We start from the raw sequence: 18,247 nt of genomic DNA on the forward strand, positions 1-18,247 counted from the left end.
GCCGCTTCACTGACACCATGTGTCAGTGAAGTCCAGCCGACTCGTCTCGATCCTGCTCCTCCTCCAGACCCGGGGCCGGATGACCGCCGCCCAGCTCGCCGAGGAGCTGGAGGTGTCCGTGCGCACCGTCTATCGGGACGTGGAGGCGCTGGGCGCGGCCGGCGTGCCGCTGTACGGCGATGCCGGTCACGCCGGGGGCTACCGCCTGCTGGACGGTTATCGCACCCGGCTCACCGGGCTGACCGCCGACGAGGCGGAGGCGCTGTTCCTCGCGGGCGTCCCGGGACCGGCCGCCGAGCTCGGCCTCGGCTCCGTGCTGGCCGCCGCTCAGCTCAAGGTGCGCGCCGCCCTGCCCGCGGAGCTGCGCGCCCACGCCGACCGGATCAGTGGCCGCTTCCACCTGGACGCCCCCGGCTGGTACGCGGACGGCGACGAGGCCCCGTTCCTCCCGGCGGTCGCCGACGCGGTGTGGAACAGCCGGGTGCTGCACGTCGTCTACCGACGCTGGCGCGAGCCCACCGACGTCGAGCGCCGCCTGGAGCCGTACGGCCTGGTCCTCAAGGCGGGCCGCTGGTATGTCGTCGCCGGGCCCGGACCGCGCACCTTCCGCGTCGACCAGATCCTCGAACTCACCGCGTCCGACGAGGAGTTCACCCGCCCGGCGGACTTCGACCTGACCGTGTACTGGAAGGCGTACCAGCGGGACTTCCACGACCGTCTCCACCGCGCGGAGGCGGTGGTGCGGCTGGCCCCGGGAGCCGCGCTCGCCGGGCCGCTCGCCCGTGCCGCCGCCGCGAACGGACGTACCGACGACGACGGCTGGATCCGGGCCACCGTCCCCATCGAGTCCATCGACCACGCGCACGGCGAGTTCCTGCGCCTGGGCACGGACGTCGAGGTGCTTCAGCCGCCGGAGCTGCGCGAGCGGATCGCCCGTACGGCCGCCGAACTGGCCGAAAGATACGGCAACTTCGCGGTGCGCGGCGACCACTGAGGATTCGGAATCCGTCCGTCCTCTCAGGAGGTACGCCTCGTGCAGCACCCGCACAAGCACCGCAGACGAAGGGCCGTCATCTCCGCGCTGGGCGCCACCGTCGCGCTCGTCGCCGCCGGACTCACCACCCTCAACGGCGTCGGCACGTCCCCCACGCTCGAACTGACTCGCGCGGGAGGGGCCCCCATGGCCGCCACCGCCCGCCAGGTCGAGAAGCTGGACCGCGGCGTGGTCAGCGTCCACACGGCCAGTGGCAACCTGGTCAGCTGGCGCTGGCTGGGCACCGACCCGAACGACGTCTCCTTCAACGTCTACCGCGCCGGTACGAAGGTCAACTCGACCCCGATCACCGGCTCCACCAACTACTTCCACTCCGGCGCCCCCGAACAGGCCGACTACACCGTCCGCGCGATCGTCGGAGGCGTCGAGCAGGGCGACTCGGTCCACGCCGTCCAGTTCCGCCCGGGCTACAAGGACGTCCCGATCAGCCCACCGGCCGGCGGCACGACCCCCGACGGAGTGGCGTACACCTACGAGGCCAACGACGCCTCCGTCGGCGACCTCGACGGCGACGGCGCCCTCGACATCGTCCTCAAGTGGCAGCCCACCAACGCCAAGGACAACTCCCAGTCCGGCTACACCGGCAACACGTTCGTCGACGGCGTCAAGCTCGACGGCACCCGGCTGTGGCGCATCGACCTGGGCCGCAACATCCGCTCCGGCGCGCACTACACGCAGTTCCAGGCGTACGACTACGACGGCGACGGCAGGGCCGAGATCGCCATGAAGACGGCCGACGGCACGGTGGACGGCACGGGCGCGGTGATCGGCAGCTCGTCGGCCGACCATCGGAACTCGTCCGGCTACATCCTGTCCGGGCCCGAGTACCTCACCATGTTCAACGGGCAGACCGGCAAGGCGATGCAGACGGTGGACTACGTCCCGGCCCGCGGCTCGGTCGCCTCGTGGGGCGACTCGTACGGCAACCGGGTCGACCGGTTCCTCGCCGGCACCGCCTACCTGGACGGCGCCCGCCCCTCCCTCATCATGGCGCGCGGCTACTACACCCGTACGGTCATCGCCGCCTGGGACTGGCGGGGCGGCGGCTTCACCCGCCGCTGGACCTTCGACACCAACTCCTCCACCAACACCGGCAAGGGGTTCGACGGCCAGGGCTCGCACAGTCTGTCCGTCGGGGACGTCGACAACGACGGCAAGGACGAGATCGTCTACGGTGCGATGGCCGTCGACGACAACGGCTACGGCCTGTGGACGACGAAGACCGGCCACGGAGACGCCCAGCACCTCGGCGACCTCGACCCCTCGCGCGCGGGCCTGGAGTACTTCAAGGTCTCGGAGTCCACGTCCCAGCCGGCCGAGCTGTACATCAACCCGGCCAACGGGACCGTGAACTGGTCCCTCGCCGCCTGCTGCGACAACGGCCGCGGAGTCGCCGGGGACATCTGGGCGGGCAACGACGGCGCCGAGGTGTGGTCCGCCTCCGACTCCTCCGTCCGCGACGAGGCCGGCGCCACCAAGGGCCGTGAGCCGTCCTCCGTCAACTTCCTGTCCTGGTGGGACGGCGACCCCGTCCGCGAACTCCTCGACGGCACCCGCATCGACAAGTACGGCACGTCCTTTGACACCCGCCTGCTGACCGGCTCCGGCGTCTCCTCCAACAACGGCACCAAGGCCACGCCGGTCCTCTCCGGCGACATCCTCGGCGACTGGCGTGAAGAGGTCATCTGGCGCACGAGCGGCAACACGGCGCTTCGGATCCACTCGACGCCGTACGAGACGAACACGAAGATCACGACCCTGCTCCACGACCCGATGTACCGCACGGGTCTGGCCTGGCAGAACACGGCCTACAACCAGCCGCCGCACCCGAGCTTCTTCATCGGCAACGGCATGGCCACGGCGCCCCGGCCGACCGTGTACACGCCCTGAGCAAGAGGGAGCGGTCCGCTCCGGCGATACGCGACGGCGGCCGTCCGAACTCCCGCGACGGCCGCCGTTGTTGACCTCAACTGGACTTGAGGTTCTACGGTGATCGCGTTCTGGTGATCGCTTGAGGGAGGGATGACAAGTGAGCGTGGCGCTCAGGGAGTATGCGCGGGAAGAGCTGGCCGCCCAGCCGATCGGTGCGTGGAGCGGCGAGGCGTACCGGCTGGTGGTCGGGGCCATCCGTGCGCAGTTGGCGGTGGAGGACCTCACACAGCCGCACTGGTGGACGCTCAATCACGTCGCCGGGGATCCGGGCAGGTGGACCCGTGCCACGTTGATCGAGCGGCTGACGAAGTACGAGGACCTCGGGATCGACTTCGACGGCGTCTTCGACGACCTCGTCGCCCGGGGTTGGCTCACCGAGAACGCGGGAGCCATGACTCTGACCGAGGCGGGGGAGGAGGGGCGCCTTCGGGCCAGGGAGCGCAACCTGCGTGTGCATCAGCAGACACACGAGGGCATCGACACGGCCGACTTCGTGACCACCATCAACGTCCTGCGCCGCATGGTCGCCAACCTGGGCGGCGACGGCAACCTGCCCGACTGACGGACACCGCGGGCAGTCGTGCACCGGCGGACGGTGTAACGGGTCGCCAGGTTGCTTCAGGGGGCCGAGTTTTTTCGGTGAACCGTACAACCATGCAAGTTCTTCACGGGTCCTTCACATGCGTACTACCGAGAACCTGGGGAGAACATGTTCCACCACACCCGCATTCGCCTCGCCGCCACCGCGGCCGCCGCCGTCGCCGCGATCGGTCTGACCGCCTGTGGCACCGGCTCCGGCTCCGGCGACGAGATCGTCGACAAGCCGAAGGCGAACGCCTCCGCGAAGGCCGACAGCGGCAAGGAGAAGGAGCCCGCCGCCGAGAAGAGCAGTGCGGCGCCCGACGTCGCCAAGGTCGGCGACACGCTTGCCCTGAAGGGCATGGAGAGCGGCAGCGGACTGGATGTCACCGTCGTCAAGGTCGTCGACAACGCCAAGTCCGGGGACGAGTTCTTCGCCCCTGAGGACGGCAACCGGTGGATCGGCGTGCAGTTCCAGCTCGTCAACACCGGCACCAAGGTCTACTCCGACGCTCCCGACAACTCGGCGAAGATGACCGACGACCAGGGCCAGCAGTTCGGGACCACTCTTGCCGAGATCTCGGCGGGCCCGTCCATGTCGTCGGACGTCCGGCTGAAGCCCGGCGCGAAGGCGCTGGGCTGGGTCGTGTTCGAGGTGCCGAAGGCGTCGAAGGCGGCCACGGTCACGTTCGCGATGGACTCGGGCTTCGCCCAGCAGGTCGGGGAGTGGAAGCTGTAGGAGAGACGGAGGGCGCGTGCCTGAGACGGCACGCGCCCTCGGGCTCAGCCCACGGCACAGCTCTGGTCGCCCACCTTGAACACGGTCGGTTTCGCGTTCGCCCCCGACCAGCTCCCCGTGAACCCGAAACTCACCGACGACCCGGCCGCCACGTTCCCGTTCCAGCCCACGTTCTTCGCGGTCACCGACGATCCCGACTGCGTGTACTCGACGATGCCGGGCACGAAACCGCCGCCGTCGATACGGGCGTTCTTCCAGGTGCAGGAGTCGGCGGCGAGCGTCACCTTCGAGGCGCTGTCGGCGGCCAGGGCGGGCGGACCGCCCGCGAGCGCCAGAACCGCCGTGAGGATGCGGGTTCTTCGCACGAGGGGTCCTTTCCGGGATGTGGGGGGAAGACGGGCGACCCCGAGTGCGGAGGGGGCCGCCCGTCTGACGCCGTGCGCTGTCACGCCCCTTGTCCTTCACGCGGGGCGGTATCCATATGCGGCTCCGCCGCGTGGGCGCGACCAGCCACAGTGGACTGGCAGACAGAACACGGCATCTACGCGGAGCGCCCGGCGGGGCGGTCTATTCGAGGAGCTCCGCGTACGAACCCATGGCCAAGGCAATGTCCGCCTGGGCCCAGAACCGGTGATACGTGAACGACGGCGCCGCACCGCCCGCGAGATACGCCTCGATCTTCGACCAGGCCGGATCGTCCTCGTAGAACGAGCGGATCGAGTCGAACGTCGACGACGAGTTGATCGCGTCGCCGTTCGGCATGGTGCCCGTCCAGCCGCTCGGGACGTGGATCGCGTCGTCGAAGCGGTTGTAGTCGGCCCGGGTCTCCGGGACGGCGATGCCCAGGGCGTCCTGGTGGTTGTCCCACATGCCGTCGAGGAGCGCCTTGGCCGTGGACGCGGCCGCGGTGTCACCGGAGCGGTCGGCGTAGTACGTCAGGGTCTTGGCGTACGCGGCCGCCACGCCGACGTCGTTGGTGTAGTCGGCGACGGTGACGTGAAGTCCGTTGTTGGCGCCCGGACTTGATGCATTCCAGGTGTCGGGCTGGCCCGACCACTGGAGCGTCGACGGGATCCGGAACGTGCCGTCCGGGTTGATCGTGGTGTGGGACAGCGCCCAGTCGACCCACTTGTCGAGGACGGCTTTCGCGGTCGCGTTCCCCGTCTGCTGGTAGTACTCGGCCACCCGCTCCATCGACCACGCCTGGAAGCCGAACCACTGGTTGGACGGCGGGTCGTGGTAGACGGGCTGCTGGTCGTAGTACATGCCGTAGAAGGTCGACCTGCCGGCGGGCGGGGTCGCGTAACGGCCCGCCCAGCTGTTGGTCGCACCGCCCGCGATCGCGCCCTCGCTGGACTGCAGCCAGCGGTAGAACTCGACCTGCCGCTCAAGCGACTTGGCCCAGTCCGCCTGCCCCGTCGCCGACTTGGGCTTCAGATCGGCATACGAGCTGAGCGCATACGCGGCCATCGGGTTCTGGTAACCGCCGTGGGCATGGCTGGAGCCGATGCGCCAGGCCCAGCCCGCGGAAGTGTCGGTGGCACCGCCCCACGCGTAGTACCAGGACAGCAGATAGAACGAGGCGTCCTTGCCGGTGCCCGCCGGGCAGGACGAGGGCCCGACACAGTTGCCGACCTTCTTGAAGTACTTGTCGTACATCGCGTAGCGCAGGTAGTCGCCCATCTTCGCGGCCTTGGCCACGGTCGCGGAGATGTCGCCGCCCTTGCCCTGCTGGTCGGCCCACTTGTCCGCCCAGTACGCCGCCTGCACCGCACGCGCGTCGGCGTCCGGGGCGTTGGTGAACTTCCACTGCTTGGCGTAGGAGGCGTCACCGGTGAACAGGTCCAAGTACCCGTTCCTGCCGCCGTACTTGAACTGGTCGCAGGTCGGCTGCGGAACCGTCTCCCACACCGACTCCTGCGCGCCGCGCTGGAAGGTGTTGATGTACGACGGCCCGGTGTCCGTCGGCCCGGCCTCGCACTTGCCCGGCGAGTTTCCGTAGCCGTAGACGTTGTCGACGTCCTGCAGCCAGTGCATGCCGTAGACGTCGTCCGTGCCGTACGCGCTCTTCAGCTCACCGGCGATCGGGTCCGAGCCGACCGAGACCGACGCGTCGAGCTTCGCCGGGTACTCGTTGGGTGTGTCCAGCTCGGGCGCGTAGGTCGCCGGCCTCGAGGCGTTGTAGAAGGAGTTCGTCGGCTGGTCGGCGTGGGTCGGGATCATGTACTTCTCCATGATCTCCCAGGCGCCGTTGAACTTGGACCAGTCGCCCGTGACCTTGCCGTACATGGCTTGCAGCCACAGAAGGTAGCTGTAGGCCTCCGACGTGGTCTCGTGACCGTGGTCCGGCGCCTCGACGATCAGCGTCTCGACCGAGTGGTAGGGGATGCCCTCGGGTGAGAAGTAACCGTTCGCCGGGTTGGTGATCTTGCCGTACAGCTCCAGGAAGCGGGCGTCGTACGCCTTCGTCGCCGCGATCTGGGTCGCCGTGACCGAAGCCTTCGCGTGCCCCGTGGCCGTCGACTCGAAGGTCGCCGAGCCGGTGCCGGAAGCGGCGGCGGTGATGGTCACCTTCTGGGCGGTGTTCCAGTTCGAGGGCGTGAAGGTGAGCGAGGCGCCGCCCGTCACCGACAGACCCGAGTTGCCGCTCGTGCGGGCGGTGGTGACGGTGACGTCGGACGACGGCTGGGTCGACAGCCTGACGTCGTACGTGGCCGTCTTGCCCGGCTGGACCGGGAGTTGGGTCGGCGAGGCCACCACGGCGGGACCCGAGGCGACGGTGATGCCGACCGGCGTGGACTCCGCGGACGCGCCCAGGCTGTCGTACGCCTTGGCGAGCAGCGAATGACTGCCCACGGTCAAACTTGAGACCGAGAGCGAGTACGGCGCCGTCGTGTCCGTGCCCAGCAGTGTGGTGTTGTCGTAGAACTCCACCTTGCTGACGGTCGCGTTGTCCGCGGCCGCGGCGGTGGCCGCGAGCGGGACGGCGTCGCCCTGCGAGTAGACGGCGCCCGCCGACGGGCTGGTCAGCACGGTGATGGGCGGTTGGTGGGCGCCGGTGCAGGTGGTGCCGTTGATGGCGAAGTTCGTGGGGGCGGCGTTGCTGCCGCTGTAGGCGAACTGCGCGCCGGTGGTGACGGCTGCCCCGGCGGCGATCCGCGCGTTGTGGGCGGCGCTCTGCACGGTGACCGACTGGCCGGACTGGGACCAGGTGCCGTTCCAGCCGTTGCCGAGCCTCTGGTTGCCCGTGTAGCTGTAGGTCAGCGTCCAGCCGTCGATGAGGTCCGCGCCGCGGTTGGTGATCGTCAGGTCCGCGGTGAAGCCGGAACCCCAGTCATTGGTCCTGTAGTCGACACTGCACTGAACCGCCGCCGCCTGAGCGGGCGTCGATCCTGTGCTCAGCATCGTCAAGGGAAGCGCCAGGGCCGCGACGACGGCCGTCCACAACCGTCGTACGGCGCCGCGTCTGCGTGGGGGATGCACGTGCTGGTTCCTCCTTGCGGCTCGGAGAAGTCAAGGCCTGAACCAGTGGGAGCGCTCCCATAGTGGGGACGGGGGTGCAAGGGGTCAAGGTGCTTGAAGAGTCGAAAAGATTCGACGAGTTCAGTTGAGCAAAAGTCAGCAACTCCCCTGTCCTTCACCGTCACTTGGCGCTAGCTTCAAAAACACCAGTGGGAGCGATTCCATCAGTCGACGCGTCCGTCACGGCGCGCCGGGTCTGCAAGGAGTCGCTCATGCGACACCCCCCGTGTTCAGCACATTCAGCCGTCGCCGGCACCTCCTCCTTGCCTCTTGCGCGCCCTGCACGGACGGACCGTCAGCACCCGCAACCAAGAAGGAACCCGCACTCATGAGTCGTACCAGAACCGCGATGCTCGCCGCCCTGGCGCTGGTCGCCGGGGCCTCGGGGACCGCACTCGCCGCGAGCGCCCCCGAGGACATCGGCACGGCGGCCGTCCCCTGCACCGTCGAGTACAAGGTGCAGAACCAGTGGGACACCGGCTTCACCGCCGCCGTGACGGTCACCAACCAGGGCGCCGCCAAGTCCGACTGGTCGGTGAAGTGGTCGTACGCCGGAAACCAGAAGGTCACCAGCGGCTGGAACGCGAAGATCAGCCAGAGCGGCGCCGCTGTCACCGCCACCAATGAGACCTACAACGGGACCCTGTCGACCGGCGGTTCGGTCAGCTTCGGTTTCCAGGGCTCCTACAGCGGCACCAACGCGATCCCCGCCGCCTTCACCCTCGACGGCGTGACCTGCAACGTCGACGACGGCGGCGGCCCCACCGATCCGCCGGACCCCGACCCGACCGGCCCCAAGGTCGACAACCCGTACTCCGGAGCCAAGGTGTACGTGAACCCGGAGTGGTCCGCGAACGCCGCCGCCGAGCCGGGCGGCAGCCGGATCGCGAACCAGCCGACCGGGGTGTGGCTGGACCGGATCGCCGCCATCAACGGCGTGAACGGCGGCATGGGCCTGCGCGACCACCTCGACGCGGCCCTGATCCAGAAGGGCTCCGGCGAGCTGGTCGTCCAGCTGGTCATCTACAACCTGCCGGGCCGCGACTGCTCCGCCCTCGCCTCCAACGGCGAGCTCGGCCCGACGGAGCTCGGCCGCTACAAGACGGAGTACATCGACCCGATCGCCGCGATCCTCGCCGACCCGAAGTACGCCGCGCTGCGGATCGTCACCACGATCGAGATCGACTCGCTGCCGAACCTCGTCACCAACACCGGCAGCCGGCCGACGGCCACCCCGCAGTGCGACGTGATGAAGGCCAACGGCAACTACCAGAAGGGCGTCGGCTACGCCCTGAACAAGCTCGGCGACGCGCCCAACGTCTACAACTACATCGACGCCGGCCACCACGGCTGGATCGGCTGGGACGACAACTTCGCCCCCAGCGCCGCCGTGATGAAGGAGGCCGCCACCTCCGAGGGCGCCACCGTGAACGACGTGCACGGTTTCATCGCCAACACGGCCAACTACAGCGCCCTGAAGGAGAACAACTTCACCATCAACGACTCCGTGGGCGGCAAGTCGGTCCGTGAGTCGAAGTGGGTCGACTGGAACCGGTACACCGACGAGCTGTCCTTCGCGCAGGCGTTCCGCCAGCAGCTGGTCACGACCGGCTTCAACTCCGGTATCGGCATGCTGATCGACACGTCGAGGAACGGCTGGGGCGGCTCGGCGCGGCCCGCCGGTCCCGGTCCGATGACCGACGTCGACGCGTACGTGAACGGCGGCCGCTACGACCGCCGCCTCAACACCGGGAACTGGTGCAACCAGTCCGGTGCCGGTCTCGGTGAGCGCCCGCAGGCCAACCCGGCGGCCGGGATCGACGCGTACGTCTGGATCAAGCCGCCGGGTGAGTCCGACGGGGCCAGCCAGGAGATCCCGAACGACGAGGGCAAGGGCTTCGACCGGATGTGCGACCCGACCTACACGGGTAATCCGCGCAACGGCAACAACATGTCCGGCTCGCTGCCGAACGCTCCGCTGTCGGGGCACTGGTTCTCGGCGCAGTTCCAGCAGCTGATGCAGAACGCGTACCCGCCGCTGTCGTAGCGCGTCGACTGCGGCTGCGGGGCCGATGTGGCTGGTCGCGCCCGCGCGGCGGAGCCGCACATAGATGCAGCCCCGCGCGCCTCCAGGGCGTTGTACTCCGCCGGGGTCGGTCAGTTCTCTCTGGCCAGGCCCCGGCGGATCGCGAACTCCACCGCCGAGTAGTTGCCGTCCGCCCGCTCCAGCTCCAGCGGCACCGTCGGGTGCAGGGGTGGCTGGGCCATGAACCTGGGGCGGGTGCCGTGGTGGGGCTGGGCGGCGTGGACCAGGAAGGGGTGGCAGAGGTAGACGTCGCCGGGGTTGCCGGTGGCGTACGCGAGCGGGCGGTGGGCGGAGGCCTCGGCGACCTTCGGACCCAGCTCCAGGAAGGAGGCGCCGGCCTCGCCGTACGGTGCCAGCACCGGCGGTACGTCGAGATGCGAGCCGACCCGGATGCGGGTCGGGGCGTCGTCCTCGGTGACCTCGCTGAACAGGAACAGCATCAGCAGCGAGCGGTCCTTGGAGTGCAGGTTCGTGTGCGGGTGCTCGGCGCCTTCGGGTACGTAGCTGCCCTCGATGTGCCAGCCCGCGTCGTCCGGTTCCTCCTCGTGCGGGAACCGCAGCGGGAAGCTGCCCAGCGAGTAGCGCGACTGCCAGCGGTCCTCACCCACCAGCACATCGAAGGCCTCGTGCAGCACGGGCGTGTTCACGGCGGCCGCGAACGGGCCCTGTGCCATGTCGTACACCCAGTACACGGGGTCCTTCCAGGTGCCCGGGTCCTGCGGGTCGTACCCCGTCTCCCGCCACAGCATCCGGGCGCAGTGCTCGGCGACACGTGGCGGGAAAGCGCCCTCGATCCGCACGAATCCGTCCTGAAGGAAGCGCTCCACCATCTCGTCGTCCATCGGGCCATCGTGAGTGATCGGCCGTCGGGCCCGCATCCCATTTTTGTGCCGCCGTTTTGCCGCTACGGCAACGACACTGGCCCCGCGCCGGTGCGTCGGCGCACGCTGTCCCCATCCGAAGGAGAGGCTGGCGAGCATGGCGCACACCAACGACGGAACCCACCACGGAGACCACCAGGCCGGACACCGTCATCACGACCACTCCGACATCGACTGGGGCGCGATGGCTCCGCGCCTGGAGGCAGAGGCGGAGCTGTTCACGCCCCTGTACGAGCACGCCCTGGCCTGGCTGGCCAAGCGGCAGACCGAGCCGGGGCTGATCGTCGACGCGGGCAGCGGGCCCGGCGTCGTCGCCTGCCTGCTCGCCGACACCTTCCCCGGCGCCAGGATCGTCGCCGTGGACGGTTCCGAGCCGCTCCTGGAGCGGGCCCGGGCGCGGGCCGAGCGGCTCGGTGTCGCCGACCGCTTCGGCACCCTCCCCGGTGAACTCCCGGGCGTCCTGGACGACTTGGACTACCCGGCCGACCTGTTGTGGGCGGGCCGCAGTCTGCATCACCTCGGCGACCAGCGCGCCGCTCTCGCCGCGTTCGCCGCCCGCCTCACGCACGGCGGCACGCTGGCCCTGCAGGAAGGCGGCCTGCCGACCCGCTTCCTCCCGCGCGACCTCGGCTTCGGGCGGCCCGGGCTGCAGGCACGCCTCGACGTCCTGGAGGAGGAGTTGTTCGCCGCGATGCGCACGGACCTGCCCGGCTCTGTCTCCGAGACCGAGGACTGGCCCGCCCTGCTCACCGCCGCCGGCCTGCGGCCCACCGGCACCCGCACCTTCCTCCTCGACCTGCCCGCCCCGACCACGGACCGCGCCCGCGCCTACATCGTCGACTCCCTGACCCGCACCCGCGACGCCCTCGCCGACCACCTCGACGCCGACGACCGCGCGACCCTGGACCAGCTCCTCGACCCGGACGACAAGGCGAGCGTCCACCACCGGCCCGACGTGTTCGTCCTCGCGGCACAGACGGTGTACACGGCGGTGCGGACGAGGTAGTCCGGCAAGTACAGCCCCGAGCACGCGACACCGCGCCGAGCCCCGGCACCATGCCAAGCCCCTTGACTTCGAGAGCGCTCCAGCTGATCTACTCCCCCCTGTTCACCACACACAGGGGGTAACCATGACCGACTCTCCGGTCGCACTCATCACCGGCGGCGGCAGTGGCATCGGTGCCGCGGTCGCGCGGCAGCTTCTCGACGCCGGTCACCGTGTCGCCGTGACCGGGCGCGGCGAGGCGCGGCTGCGTGGGTTCGCCGAGGAACTCGGGGAGCCCGAGGGCCTGTTGACGATCGTCGGGAACACGGCGGAGTACGGCGAGGTCCAGGCGGCCGTCGACGCGACGCTGAAGGCCTTCGGCCGGCTGGACACCGTCGTCGCCAACGCCGGTTTCGCCACCCACGACTCGGTCGCCGAGGGCGACCCGGCCGGGTGGACCGAGATGGTGCTGACCAATGTCCTCGGCCCGGCCCTGCTGATCCGCGCCTCCATCGACGCCCTGAAGGAGACCCGCGGCAGGATCGTCCTCGTCGGCAGCGTCGCCGGTTTCGTGCACGGGCCGGGCAACATCTACGGCGCGACGAAGTGGGCGGTGACCGGGCTCGCCGAGAACACCCGGCGGCAGGTCACCGAGTGGGGCGTCGGCGTGACCCTCATCGCGCCCGGCCGCGTGGAGACACCGTTCTGGGACGCCTACGGCAGCCTGCCGCCGGGCCATCTGCTCACCGCCGACCAGATCGCCGACTCCGTCGTGTGGGCCGTCCGCCAGCCCGAGGGCGTCGACGTCAACACCGTCGTCGTACGGCCGATCGGACAGCCCAACTGACGGGACTGCACAGTCGGTTGCTCTGCGGTCGGTTGCTCTGAGGTCAGTTGCTCTGCAGGAACTCCTTCGCCAGCCTCTCGCCCAGCGACACCGCCGCGTCGTGGCTCTCGATGGGCGAGACCTTGGAGTTCCTGAAGAGGATGTACGTCACTCCGGGGCCGGTACCGCCGGTGGCCGGGTCGGGGTTGATGCCGAGGGCCTCGGCGGCGGCGTAGGAGGCCTCGCCGATGACCGCCTTGGGGCCGGTGTCGCCGACGACGGCGTACAGGACCTGGTCGCCGTGGATGACGGCGACCACGCCGCCGCCCTGGATGCCCGCCGCCTTGTAGTCCCACGTACCGCTGACGGCCGGGACGACGACGTACGGCAGCGTGTCGGACCGCAGTGGCTTGCCGTCGGACTGGTGGAACGCCGTGTCGGGCTGGAACCAGGGGTCGGTGTCCTCGTTGCAGCTGTCGGTGCGCTGGCCGTCGCAGTCGATGTCCATGTCGGCCTTCCAGAAGACGGCGCCGTGCTTGCCGCACACGGGAACGGCGGCCGGGGCCCCCTGGTCGGTGCGGTACTTGCCCTTCGAGATCTGGGCACAGGACGACACCTTCGCGAGCAGGTCGGCCGCGCGGACCGAACCTTCCAGGGGTGGCGGTTGTGGCCTGCCGGAGGCGCTCGCCGGGAGCTGTGCGGTGGCCAGCAGCGCGGCGCCGGAGGCCGCGGTCAGAGTCAGTGTTCGGATGCGCACGCAGGGCCCTTCTGTCAGGAAAGTTTCCTTATCCGCGTAGGTGCTGATTGCGGTGTCATGAACCCCGTAGAAGACTGGTCGTGTCGAAAGGTTTTCGGACATTCGCCCCGGTTTCTGGAGGTGTCATGTTCGTACGCGCCATCTACACGACCGGCGATCCCACGAAGATCGACACGGCCATCAGAGCACTGAACACCGAAGGGCGGGACCTGCTGGAGGACCGTCCGGGGTACCGCGGAGCGAGTGTCTTCGTGGACCGGTCGCTCGGAAAGCTGCTCGCGGCGAGCTGGTGGGAGACGGAGGAGGCCCGGCACAACAGCGACGAAGTACTGCGGGAACGGCGGGCGGGGATGCTGGAGCCGTTCCTGGGGACCCTGGCCGTCGACAACTACGAGGCGTTGGTCTTCCACCAGGTCCGGCAGCCGCAGGCGGGCGGTGGACTGCGGGTCACCAGGCTGGAGTTCGACCCCAGGGACACCGACCTGCTCGCCGACACGTTCCAGGCGTCGGTGATCCCCAGGCTCGAAACCCTGCAGGGCCTGGCCCGGGCGTCCCTCCTGGTCGACCGGGAGCGGGGGCGCGGGATGGTCGGAGTGGTCTTCGTCGACCAGGCCACCCTCGCGGCGTCCCGCGCGGGCCAGGCGGCGGCCCGGCACGAGGGTGCGGCCAAGGCTCATGTGACCGTGACCGGGCTGGAGGAGTTCGAGGTCGTCCACACCGACGTACGCGGCGACTGAGGCGACCCCTACGCGTACGCCCGCCGCTCGGACAGCCGAGCGGCGGGCGTACGGTCGTAGCGAGGTGAGTGTCAGGCCACGTCGAACGTGGCCGGGTCCGGGCCGATCCGCCGGTCCTCGTTCAGCGCGCTGATCGCCGCGAGGTCCTCGTCGTCCAGGCTGAAGTCGAAGACCTCGATGTTCTCCTCGATCCGCGACGGCGTCACGGACTTCGGGATCACGACGTTGCCCAGCTGCAGGTGCCAGCGCAGCACGATCTGCGCCGGAGTGCGGCCGTGCTTCTGCGCGATGGCGACGATCGCCGGAACCTCCAGAAGCCCCTTGCCCTGGCCGAGCGGCGACCAGGCCTCGGTGGCGATGCCCTGCTCGGCGTGGTACTCACGGGAGGCGCGCTGCTGCAGGTGCGGGTGCAGCTCGATCTGGTTGACCGCCGGGATGACCGACGTCTCGGCGATGAGCCGCTGAAGGTGCTCCGGAAGGAAGTTGGAGACGCCGATCGCGCGGATGCGGCCGTCGGCGTGGAGCTTCTCGAAGGCCTTGTACGTGTCGACGTAGGTGCCGCGCGCCGGCAGCGGCCAGTGGATGAGGTACAGGTCGATGTACTCCAGGCCCAGCTTCTCCAGCGACACGTCGAAGGCGCGCAGCGTGGAGTCGTATCCCTGGTCGCCGTTCCAGAGCTTGGTGGTGACGAAGATGTCCTCGCGCGGGACGCCGGCGGCGGCGATGGCCTTGCCGGTGCCCTCTTCATTGCCGTAGATCGCCGCTGTGTCGATGCTGCGGTACCCGGCCTCCAGCGCCGTGGTGACCGCGCGCTCCGCCTCGTCGTCCGGCACCTGCCAGACGCCGAAGCCCAGCTGGGGCATCTCGACGCCGTTGTTGAGGATGATCGGGGGGACCTTGCTGCTCACGAGCTCTTGATCCTTACGGTTGTCGTCAGGTGGTACCACCATCGTCAACGATCACGGGCCGCGATGCATTCCTGACCGGAGAATCCGCCAGAAGCGAATCCGCGGGAAACCGGGCGGCCGGAATCGGCCTCACGCCTGGTACAGCGCCTCGACCTCGCCCGCGTACGCGTTCTCGATCGCCTTGCGCTTCAACTTCAGCGACGGCGTGAGCAGTCCGTGCTCCTCGGTGAACGGCTGGGCGAGGATGCGGAAGGTGCGGATCGACTCGGCCTGTGAGACAAGGGTGTTGGCGGCGACCACCGCGCGCCGCACCTCGGTCTCCAGGTCCGCGTCGCGGACCAGCTGCGCCGGTGTCATCTGCGGCTTGTCGCGCATCATCAGCCAGTGCTCGACGGCCTCCTGGTCGAGGGTGACCAGAGCCGCGATGTACGGGCGGTCGTTGCCGACGACGATGCACTGGGCGACCAGCGGATGGTCGCGGACGCGCTCCTCCAGCACCCCCGGCGACACGCTCTTGCCGCCGGAGGTGACCAGGATCTCCTTCTTGCGGCCGGTGATGGTGAGGTAGCCGTCCTCGTCGAGGGAGCCCAGGTCGCCGGTGGCCAGCCAGCCGTCGTGCAGGGCCGCGTCGGTGGCCTTCTGGTTGTTGAGGTAGCCCTGGAAGACGTTGGCGCCGTGCAGCCAGATCTCGCCGTCGTCCGCGATGTGCACGGTCATGCCCGGGATGGGCTGGCCGACGGTGCCGTAGCGGGTGCGATAGGGCGGGTTGGCGGTCGCGGCGGCCGTGGACTCGGTGAGGCCGTACCCCTCGTAGACATGGACGCCGGCACCCGCGAAGAACAGGCCCAGGCGCCGGTCCATCGCCGAACCGCCGGTCATCGCCTGCTTGATACGGCCGCCCATCGCGGCCCGCATCTTGGAGTAGACGAGCTTGTCGAACAGCTGGTGCTGCACACGCAGCCCCGCCGAGGGGCCGGGGCCGACGCCCCACGCCTTGGCCTCCACGGCGTCCGCGTACTTCACGGCGACCTCGACAGCCTTCTCGAAGGCGCCGGCCCGGCCCTCCTTCTCGGCCTTGCGGCGGGCGGCGTTGAAGACCTTCTCGAAGATGTACGGCACGGCGAGGAAGAACGTCGGCTTGAACGCGGCCAGGTCCGGCAGCAGTGCGGCCGCGTTCATCTGCGGCTGGTGACCGAAGCGGACCTTGCCGCGGATCGCCGCGACCTGCACCATCCGCCCGAAGACGTGCGCGAGCGGCAGGAACAGCAGGGTCGCCGCCTCGTCGCCCTTCTTGGAGTGGAACACCGGCTCCCAGCGCTGGATGACGGTGTCCGACTCGTACATGAAGTTGCCGTGCGAGATGACACAGCCCTTGGGGCGGCCCGTCGTCCCCGAGGTGTAGATGATCGTCGCGACGGAGTCGGGGGTGACCGCCTGCCGGTGGCGGTGGACCACCTCGTCGTCGAGGGGGGCGCCGGCGTCGTACAGCTCCTGCACGGCGCCCGAGTCCAGCTGCCACAGCTGGTGCAGCCGGGGCAGCCGGTCGATGACGGTGGCGATCGTCATCGCGTGGTCCTCGTGCTCGACGACCGCCGCCGACACCTCGGCGTCGTACAGCATCCAGAAGCACTGCTCGGCCGAGGACGTGGGGTAGATCGGCACGACCTGGGCCCCGATGGTCCACAGGGCGTAGTCGAAGAGCGTCCACTCGTACCGGGTGCGGGACATGATCGCGACGCGGTCGCCGAACCGGATGCCGCGGGCCAGGAGGCCCTTGGCCAGGGCCAGCACCTCGTCCCGGAACTCGGCGGCGGTGACGTCCCGCCACTGCCCGCTGTCGTCCTTGCGGCCGAGGGCGACATACAACGGGTCGTCCTGGGCATGCTCGAAAACGACGTCGGCCAGGCCGCCCACGGGCGGTGCCAACGCCAACGGAGGGTTGGTGAACTCGCGCAAACCCCGCTCCCCGCTCCGACTGCCTCGGCTGACGCTCCGCTCAGCGCCGTGAAAGCTACCCCACCCGTCGTCGAGGCGGGAGGGGGCCGGAAATCGACGGCCGCTCAGGTATGCACTGGTCAGGGCCGGAAAATGCGCTCACATGCGGAAGGGTCGGACAGAAAACTGACGGTTGAGTAAGTTTCGGGCCCGTAATCTCCACCGAATCTGTACGACCCGATTACCCGGTTAGGGCCCTGTCGATCATGCTAGCCGCAGCGTGCTGTCATCACTTCTGTCAGCGTGAGGATGGCTGAATCCGTCACTCCGTCCGTCCCGCGGGCAACCTCTAGCGCCGGTGCAGCCGGTCCCCGCCCGCCAGAATCGCCGCCGCCAGCGCGTCCGCCGCGCTCTGGGCCGCCGTGCGGCGCGGGCCGTGGACCAGCACGAAGTCGACGCGGCCGAGTTCCGGCAGGCCCGAGCGCTCGGCGACGCGGGCCAGGCCCGGGGGGATCAGGCCCCGGGAGTGGGCCATCACGCCGAGGCCGGCGCGGGCCGCCGCGATCAAACCGTTCAGACTTCCGCTCGTGCATACGATCCGCCAGTCGCGCCCCTGCCGTTCCAGTGCCTCCAGCGCGAGCGCCCTGGTGATCCCCGGCGGCGGATAGACGATCAGCGGCACCGGACGGTCCGGCTCCAGGCGCAGCCGTTCCGCGCCGATCCACACCAGCCGGTCGTGCCAGACCAGCTCGCCGCGAGGGTCCTCGGGGCGCCGCTTGGCCAGCACCAGGTCCAGTTTTCCGGCGGCGAGCTGCTCGTGCAGCGTGCCGGACAGCTCGACCGTCAGCTCCAGGTCGACCTCGGGGTGGTCGTAGCGGAAGCCCTCCAGGATCTCCGGCAGCCGGGTCAGCACGAAGTCCTCGGACGCGCCGAAGCGGAGCCGGCCGCGCAGCCGGGTGCCGGTGAAGAACGCCGTGGCCTGGTCGTGCACCTCCAGGATCCGGCGGGCGAAGCCGAGCATCGCCTCGCCGTCCTCGGTCAGCTCCACGGAGTGGGTGTCCCGGGTGAACAGCGGCCGCCCGGTGGCGCCCTCCAGGCGCCGTACGTGCTGGCTGACGGTCGACTGGCGCAGGCCGAGCCGTCGGGCGGCCTGCGTGAAGCTCAGCGTCTGGGCCACCGCGAGGAACGTACGGAGGTGGGCGGGGTCGTACATACCGCCCAGGCTAGCCCTGTTATCGCGGAACGTGATGACAGTCAGAGTGGTATGCCGGATTCCCGATCGCTGATCGTCGGAGGACGATGGAAA

Annotated in this window: 14 protein-coding genes and 1 pseudogene; 8 read left to right on the plus strand and 7 right to left on the minus strand. The window is 69.5% G+C overall.

What is annotated here, in order from left to right; all coding sequences use genetic code 11:
- Nucleotides 1-25 precede the first annotated feature (25 nt).
- The 4 genes from EJ357_RS39145 to EJ357_RS39160 all read left to right on the plus strand — a co-directional run bounded on the left by EJ357_RS39145 (nt 26) and on the right by EJ357_RS39160 (nt 4,304).
- On the plus strand, nt 26-994 hold the full coding sequence (locus EJ357_RS39145; RefSeq protein WP_126396379.1) for a helix-turn-helix transcriptional regulator: 969 nt from the start codon (nt 26-28) through the stop codon (nt 992-994).
- Between the two features lie 39 nt (nt 995-1,033).
- Nucleotides 1,034-2,944 carry a rhamnogalacturonan lyase gene (locus tag EJ357_RS39150; protein ID WP_126396380.1) on the plus strand — a complete coding sequence of 637 codons (1,911 nt, stop codon included), beginning with the start codon at nt 1,034-1,036 and terminating at the stop codon, nt 2,942-2,944.
- Nucleotides 2,945-3,083: 139 nt separating this feature from the next.
- Nucleotides 3,084-3,548, plus strand: coding sequence for a MarR family transcriptional regulator (locus EJ357_RS39155; RefSeq protein WP_126396381.1), 465 nt, complete (start codon nt 3,084-3,086; stop codon nt 3,546-3,548).
- A 147-nt stretch (nt 3,549-3,695) separates the two neighbouring features.
- Nucleotides 3,696-4,304: a DUF4352 domain-containing protein gene (locus EJ357_RS39160; RefSeq protein ID WP_126396382.1), complete on the plus strand. Its 609-nt coding sequence runs from the start codon at nt 3,696-3,698 to the stop codon at nt 4,302-4,304.
- A gap of 44 nt (nt 4,305-4,348) precedes the next feature.
- On the opposite strand, the pseudogene EJ357_RS39165 reads toward EJ357_RS39160, so the two are convergent.
- Both EJ357_RS39165 and EJ357_RS39170 read right to left on the minus strand, forming a co-directional pair.
- Nucleotides 4,349-4,513 (minus strand): annotated as a pseudogene (locus EJ357_RS39165) (cellulose binding domain-containing protein); the annotation flags it as partial.
- A gap of 358 nt (nt 4,514-4,871) precedes the next feature.
- A complete protein-coding gene (locus EJ357_RS39170) occupies nt 4,872-7,787 on the minus strand; it encodes a glycoside hydrolase family 48 protein (RefSeq protein ID WP_126396383.1) in 2,916 nt (971 codons plus the stop codon).
- 367 nt (nt 7,788-8,154) lie between these two features.
- On the opposite strand from EJ357_RS39170, the gene EJ357_RS39175 reads away from it, so the two are divergent.
- The gene (locus tag EJ357_RS39175) at nt 8,155-9,873 is read left to right on the plus strand and encodes a glycoside hydrolase family 6 protein (RefSeq protein WP_126396384.1); all 1,719 of its coding nucleotides are present in this window, start codon (nt 8,155-8,157) and stop codon (nt 9,871-9,873) included.
- A gap of 110 nt (nt 9,874-9,983) precedes the next feature.
- Here the strand turns inward: EJ357_RS39175 and EJ357_RS39180 are convergent, their stop codons facing one another.
- Nucleotides 9,984-10,754, minus strand: a complete 771-nt coding sequence (locus EJ357_RS39180; protein WP_228472747.1) for a phytanoyl-CoA dioxygenase family protein — start codon at nt 10,752-10,754, stop codon at nt 9,984-9,986.
- 136 nt (nt 10,755-10,890) lie between these two features.
- Here EJ357_RS39180 and EJ357_RS39185 point away from each other — a divergent pair, with 136 nt between their 5' ends.
- Entirely contained in the window at nt 10,891-11,799 is a 909-nt protein-coding gene (locus EJ357_RS39185) for a class I SAM-dependent methyltransferase (protein ID WP_126396386.1), read from the plus strand.
- Between the two features lie 124 nt (nt 11,800-11,923).
- Entirely contained in the window at nt 11,924-12,625 is a 702-nt protein-coding gene (locus EJ357_RS39190) for an SDR family oxidoreductase (RefSeq protein ID WP_126396387.1), read from the plus strand.
- Nucleotides 12,626-12,668: 43 nt separating this feature from the next.
- Here the strand turns inward: EJ357_RS39190 and EJ357_RS39195 are convergent, their stop codons facing one another.
- Nucleotides 12,669-13,361 carry a glycoside hydrolase family 75 protein gene (locus EJ357_RS39195; protein ID WP_126396388.1) on the minus strand — a complete coding sequence of 231 codons (693 nt, stop codon included), beginning with the start codon at nt 13,359-13,361 and terminating at the stop codon, nt 12,669-12,671.
- A 125-nt stretch (nt 13,362-13,486) separates the two neighbouring features.
- On the opposite strand from EJ357_RS39195, the gene EJ357_RS39200 reads away from it, so the two are divergent.
- Nucleotides 13,487-14,098 (plus strand): hypothetical protein, encoded by a 612-nt coding sequence (locus tag EJ357_RS39200; RefSeq protein ID WP_126396389.1) that lies wholly within the window; start codon nt 13,487-13,489, stop codon nt 14,096-14,098.
- A gap of 71 nt (nt 14,099-14,169) precedes the next feature.
- Here the strand turns inward: EJ357_RS39200 and EJ357_RS39205 are convergent, their stop codons facing one another.
- From EJ357_RS39205 to EJ357_RS39215, 3 genes are all read right to left on the minus strand, one after another.
- Nucleotides 14,170-15,006 carry an aldo/keto reductase gene (locus EJ357_RS39205; protein ID WP_126396390.1) on the minus strand — a complete coding sequence of 279 codons (837 nt, stop codon included), beginning with the start codon at nt 15,004-15,006 and terminating at the stop codon, nt 14,170-14,172.
- Between the two features lie 129 nt (nt 15,007-15,135).
- Entirely contained in the window at nt 15,136-16,962 is a 1,827-nt protein-coding gene (locus tag EJ357_RS39210; RefSeq protein WP_126396391.1) for an AMP-dependent synthetase/ligase, read from the minus strand.
- Between the two features lie 328 nt (nt 16,963-17,290).
- Entirely contained in the window at nt 17,291-18,154 is an 864-nt protein-coding gene (locus EJ357_RS39215; RefSeq protein WP_126396392.1) for a LysR substrate-binding domain-containing protein, read from the minus strand.
- Nucleotides 18,155-18,247 lie beyond the last annotated feature (93 nt).

This window comes from Streptomyces cyaneochromogenes (genome assembly GCF_003963535.1).
Classification (GTDB): domain Bacteria; phylum Actinomycetota; class Actinomycetes; order Streptomycetales; family Streptomycetaceae; genus Streptomyces; species Streptomyces shaanxiensis.

Bases quoted from the DNA above. Each gene is read 5' to 3' on its own strand.
- EJ357_RS39185 (WP_126396386.1), top strand. From the start codon at position 10,891: ATGGCGCACACCAACGACGGAACCCACCACGGAGACCACCAGGCCGGA.
- EJ357_RS39180 (WP_228472747.1), bottom strand. From the start codon at position 10,754: ATGGACGACGAGATGGTGGAGCGCTTCCTTCAGGACGGATTCGTGCGG.
- EJ357_RS39215 (WP_126396392.1), bottom strand. From the start codon at position 18,154: ATGTACGACCCCGCCCACCTCCGTACGTTCCTCGCGGTGGCCCAGACG.
- EJ357_RS39200 (WP_126396389.1), top strand. From the start codon at position 13,487: ATGTTCGTACGCGCCATCTACACGACCGGCGATCCCACGAAGATCGAC.
- EJ357_RS39190 (WP_126396387.1), top strand. From the start codon at position 11,924: ATGACCGACTCTCCGGTCGCACTCATCACCGGCGGCGGCAGTGGCATC.
- EJ357_RS39160 (WP_126396382.1), top strand. From the start codon at position 3,696: ATGTTCCACCACACCCGCATTCGCCTCGCCGCCACCGCGGCCGCCGCC.
- EJ357_RS39175 (WP_126396384.1), top strand. From the start codon at position 8,155: ATGAGTCGTACCAGAACCGCGATGCTCGCCGCCCTGGCGCTGGTCGCC.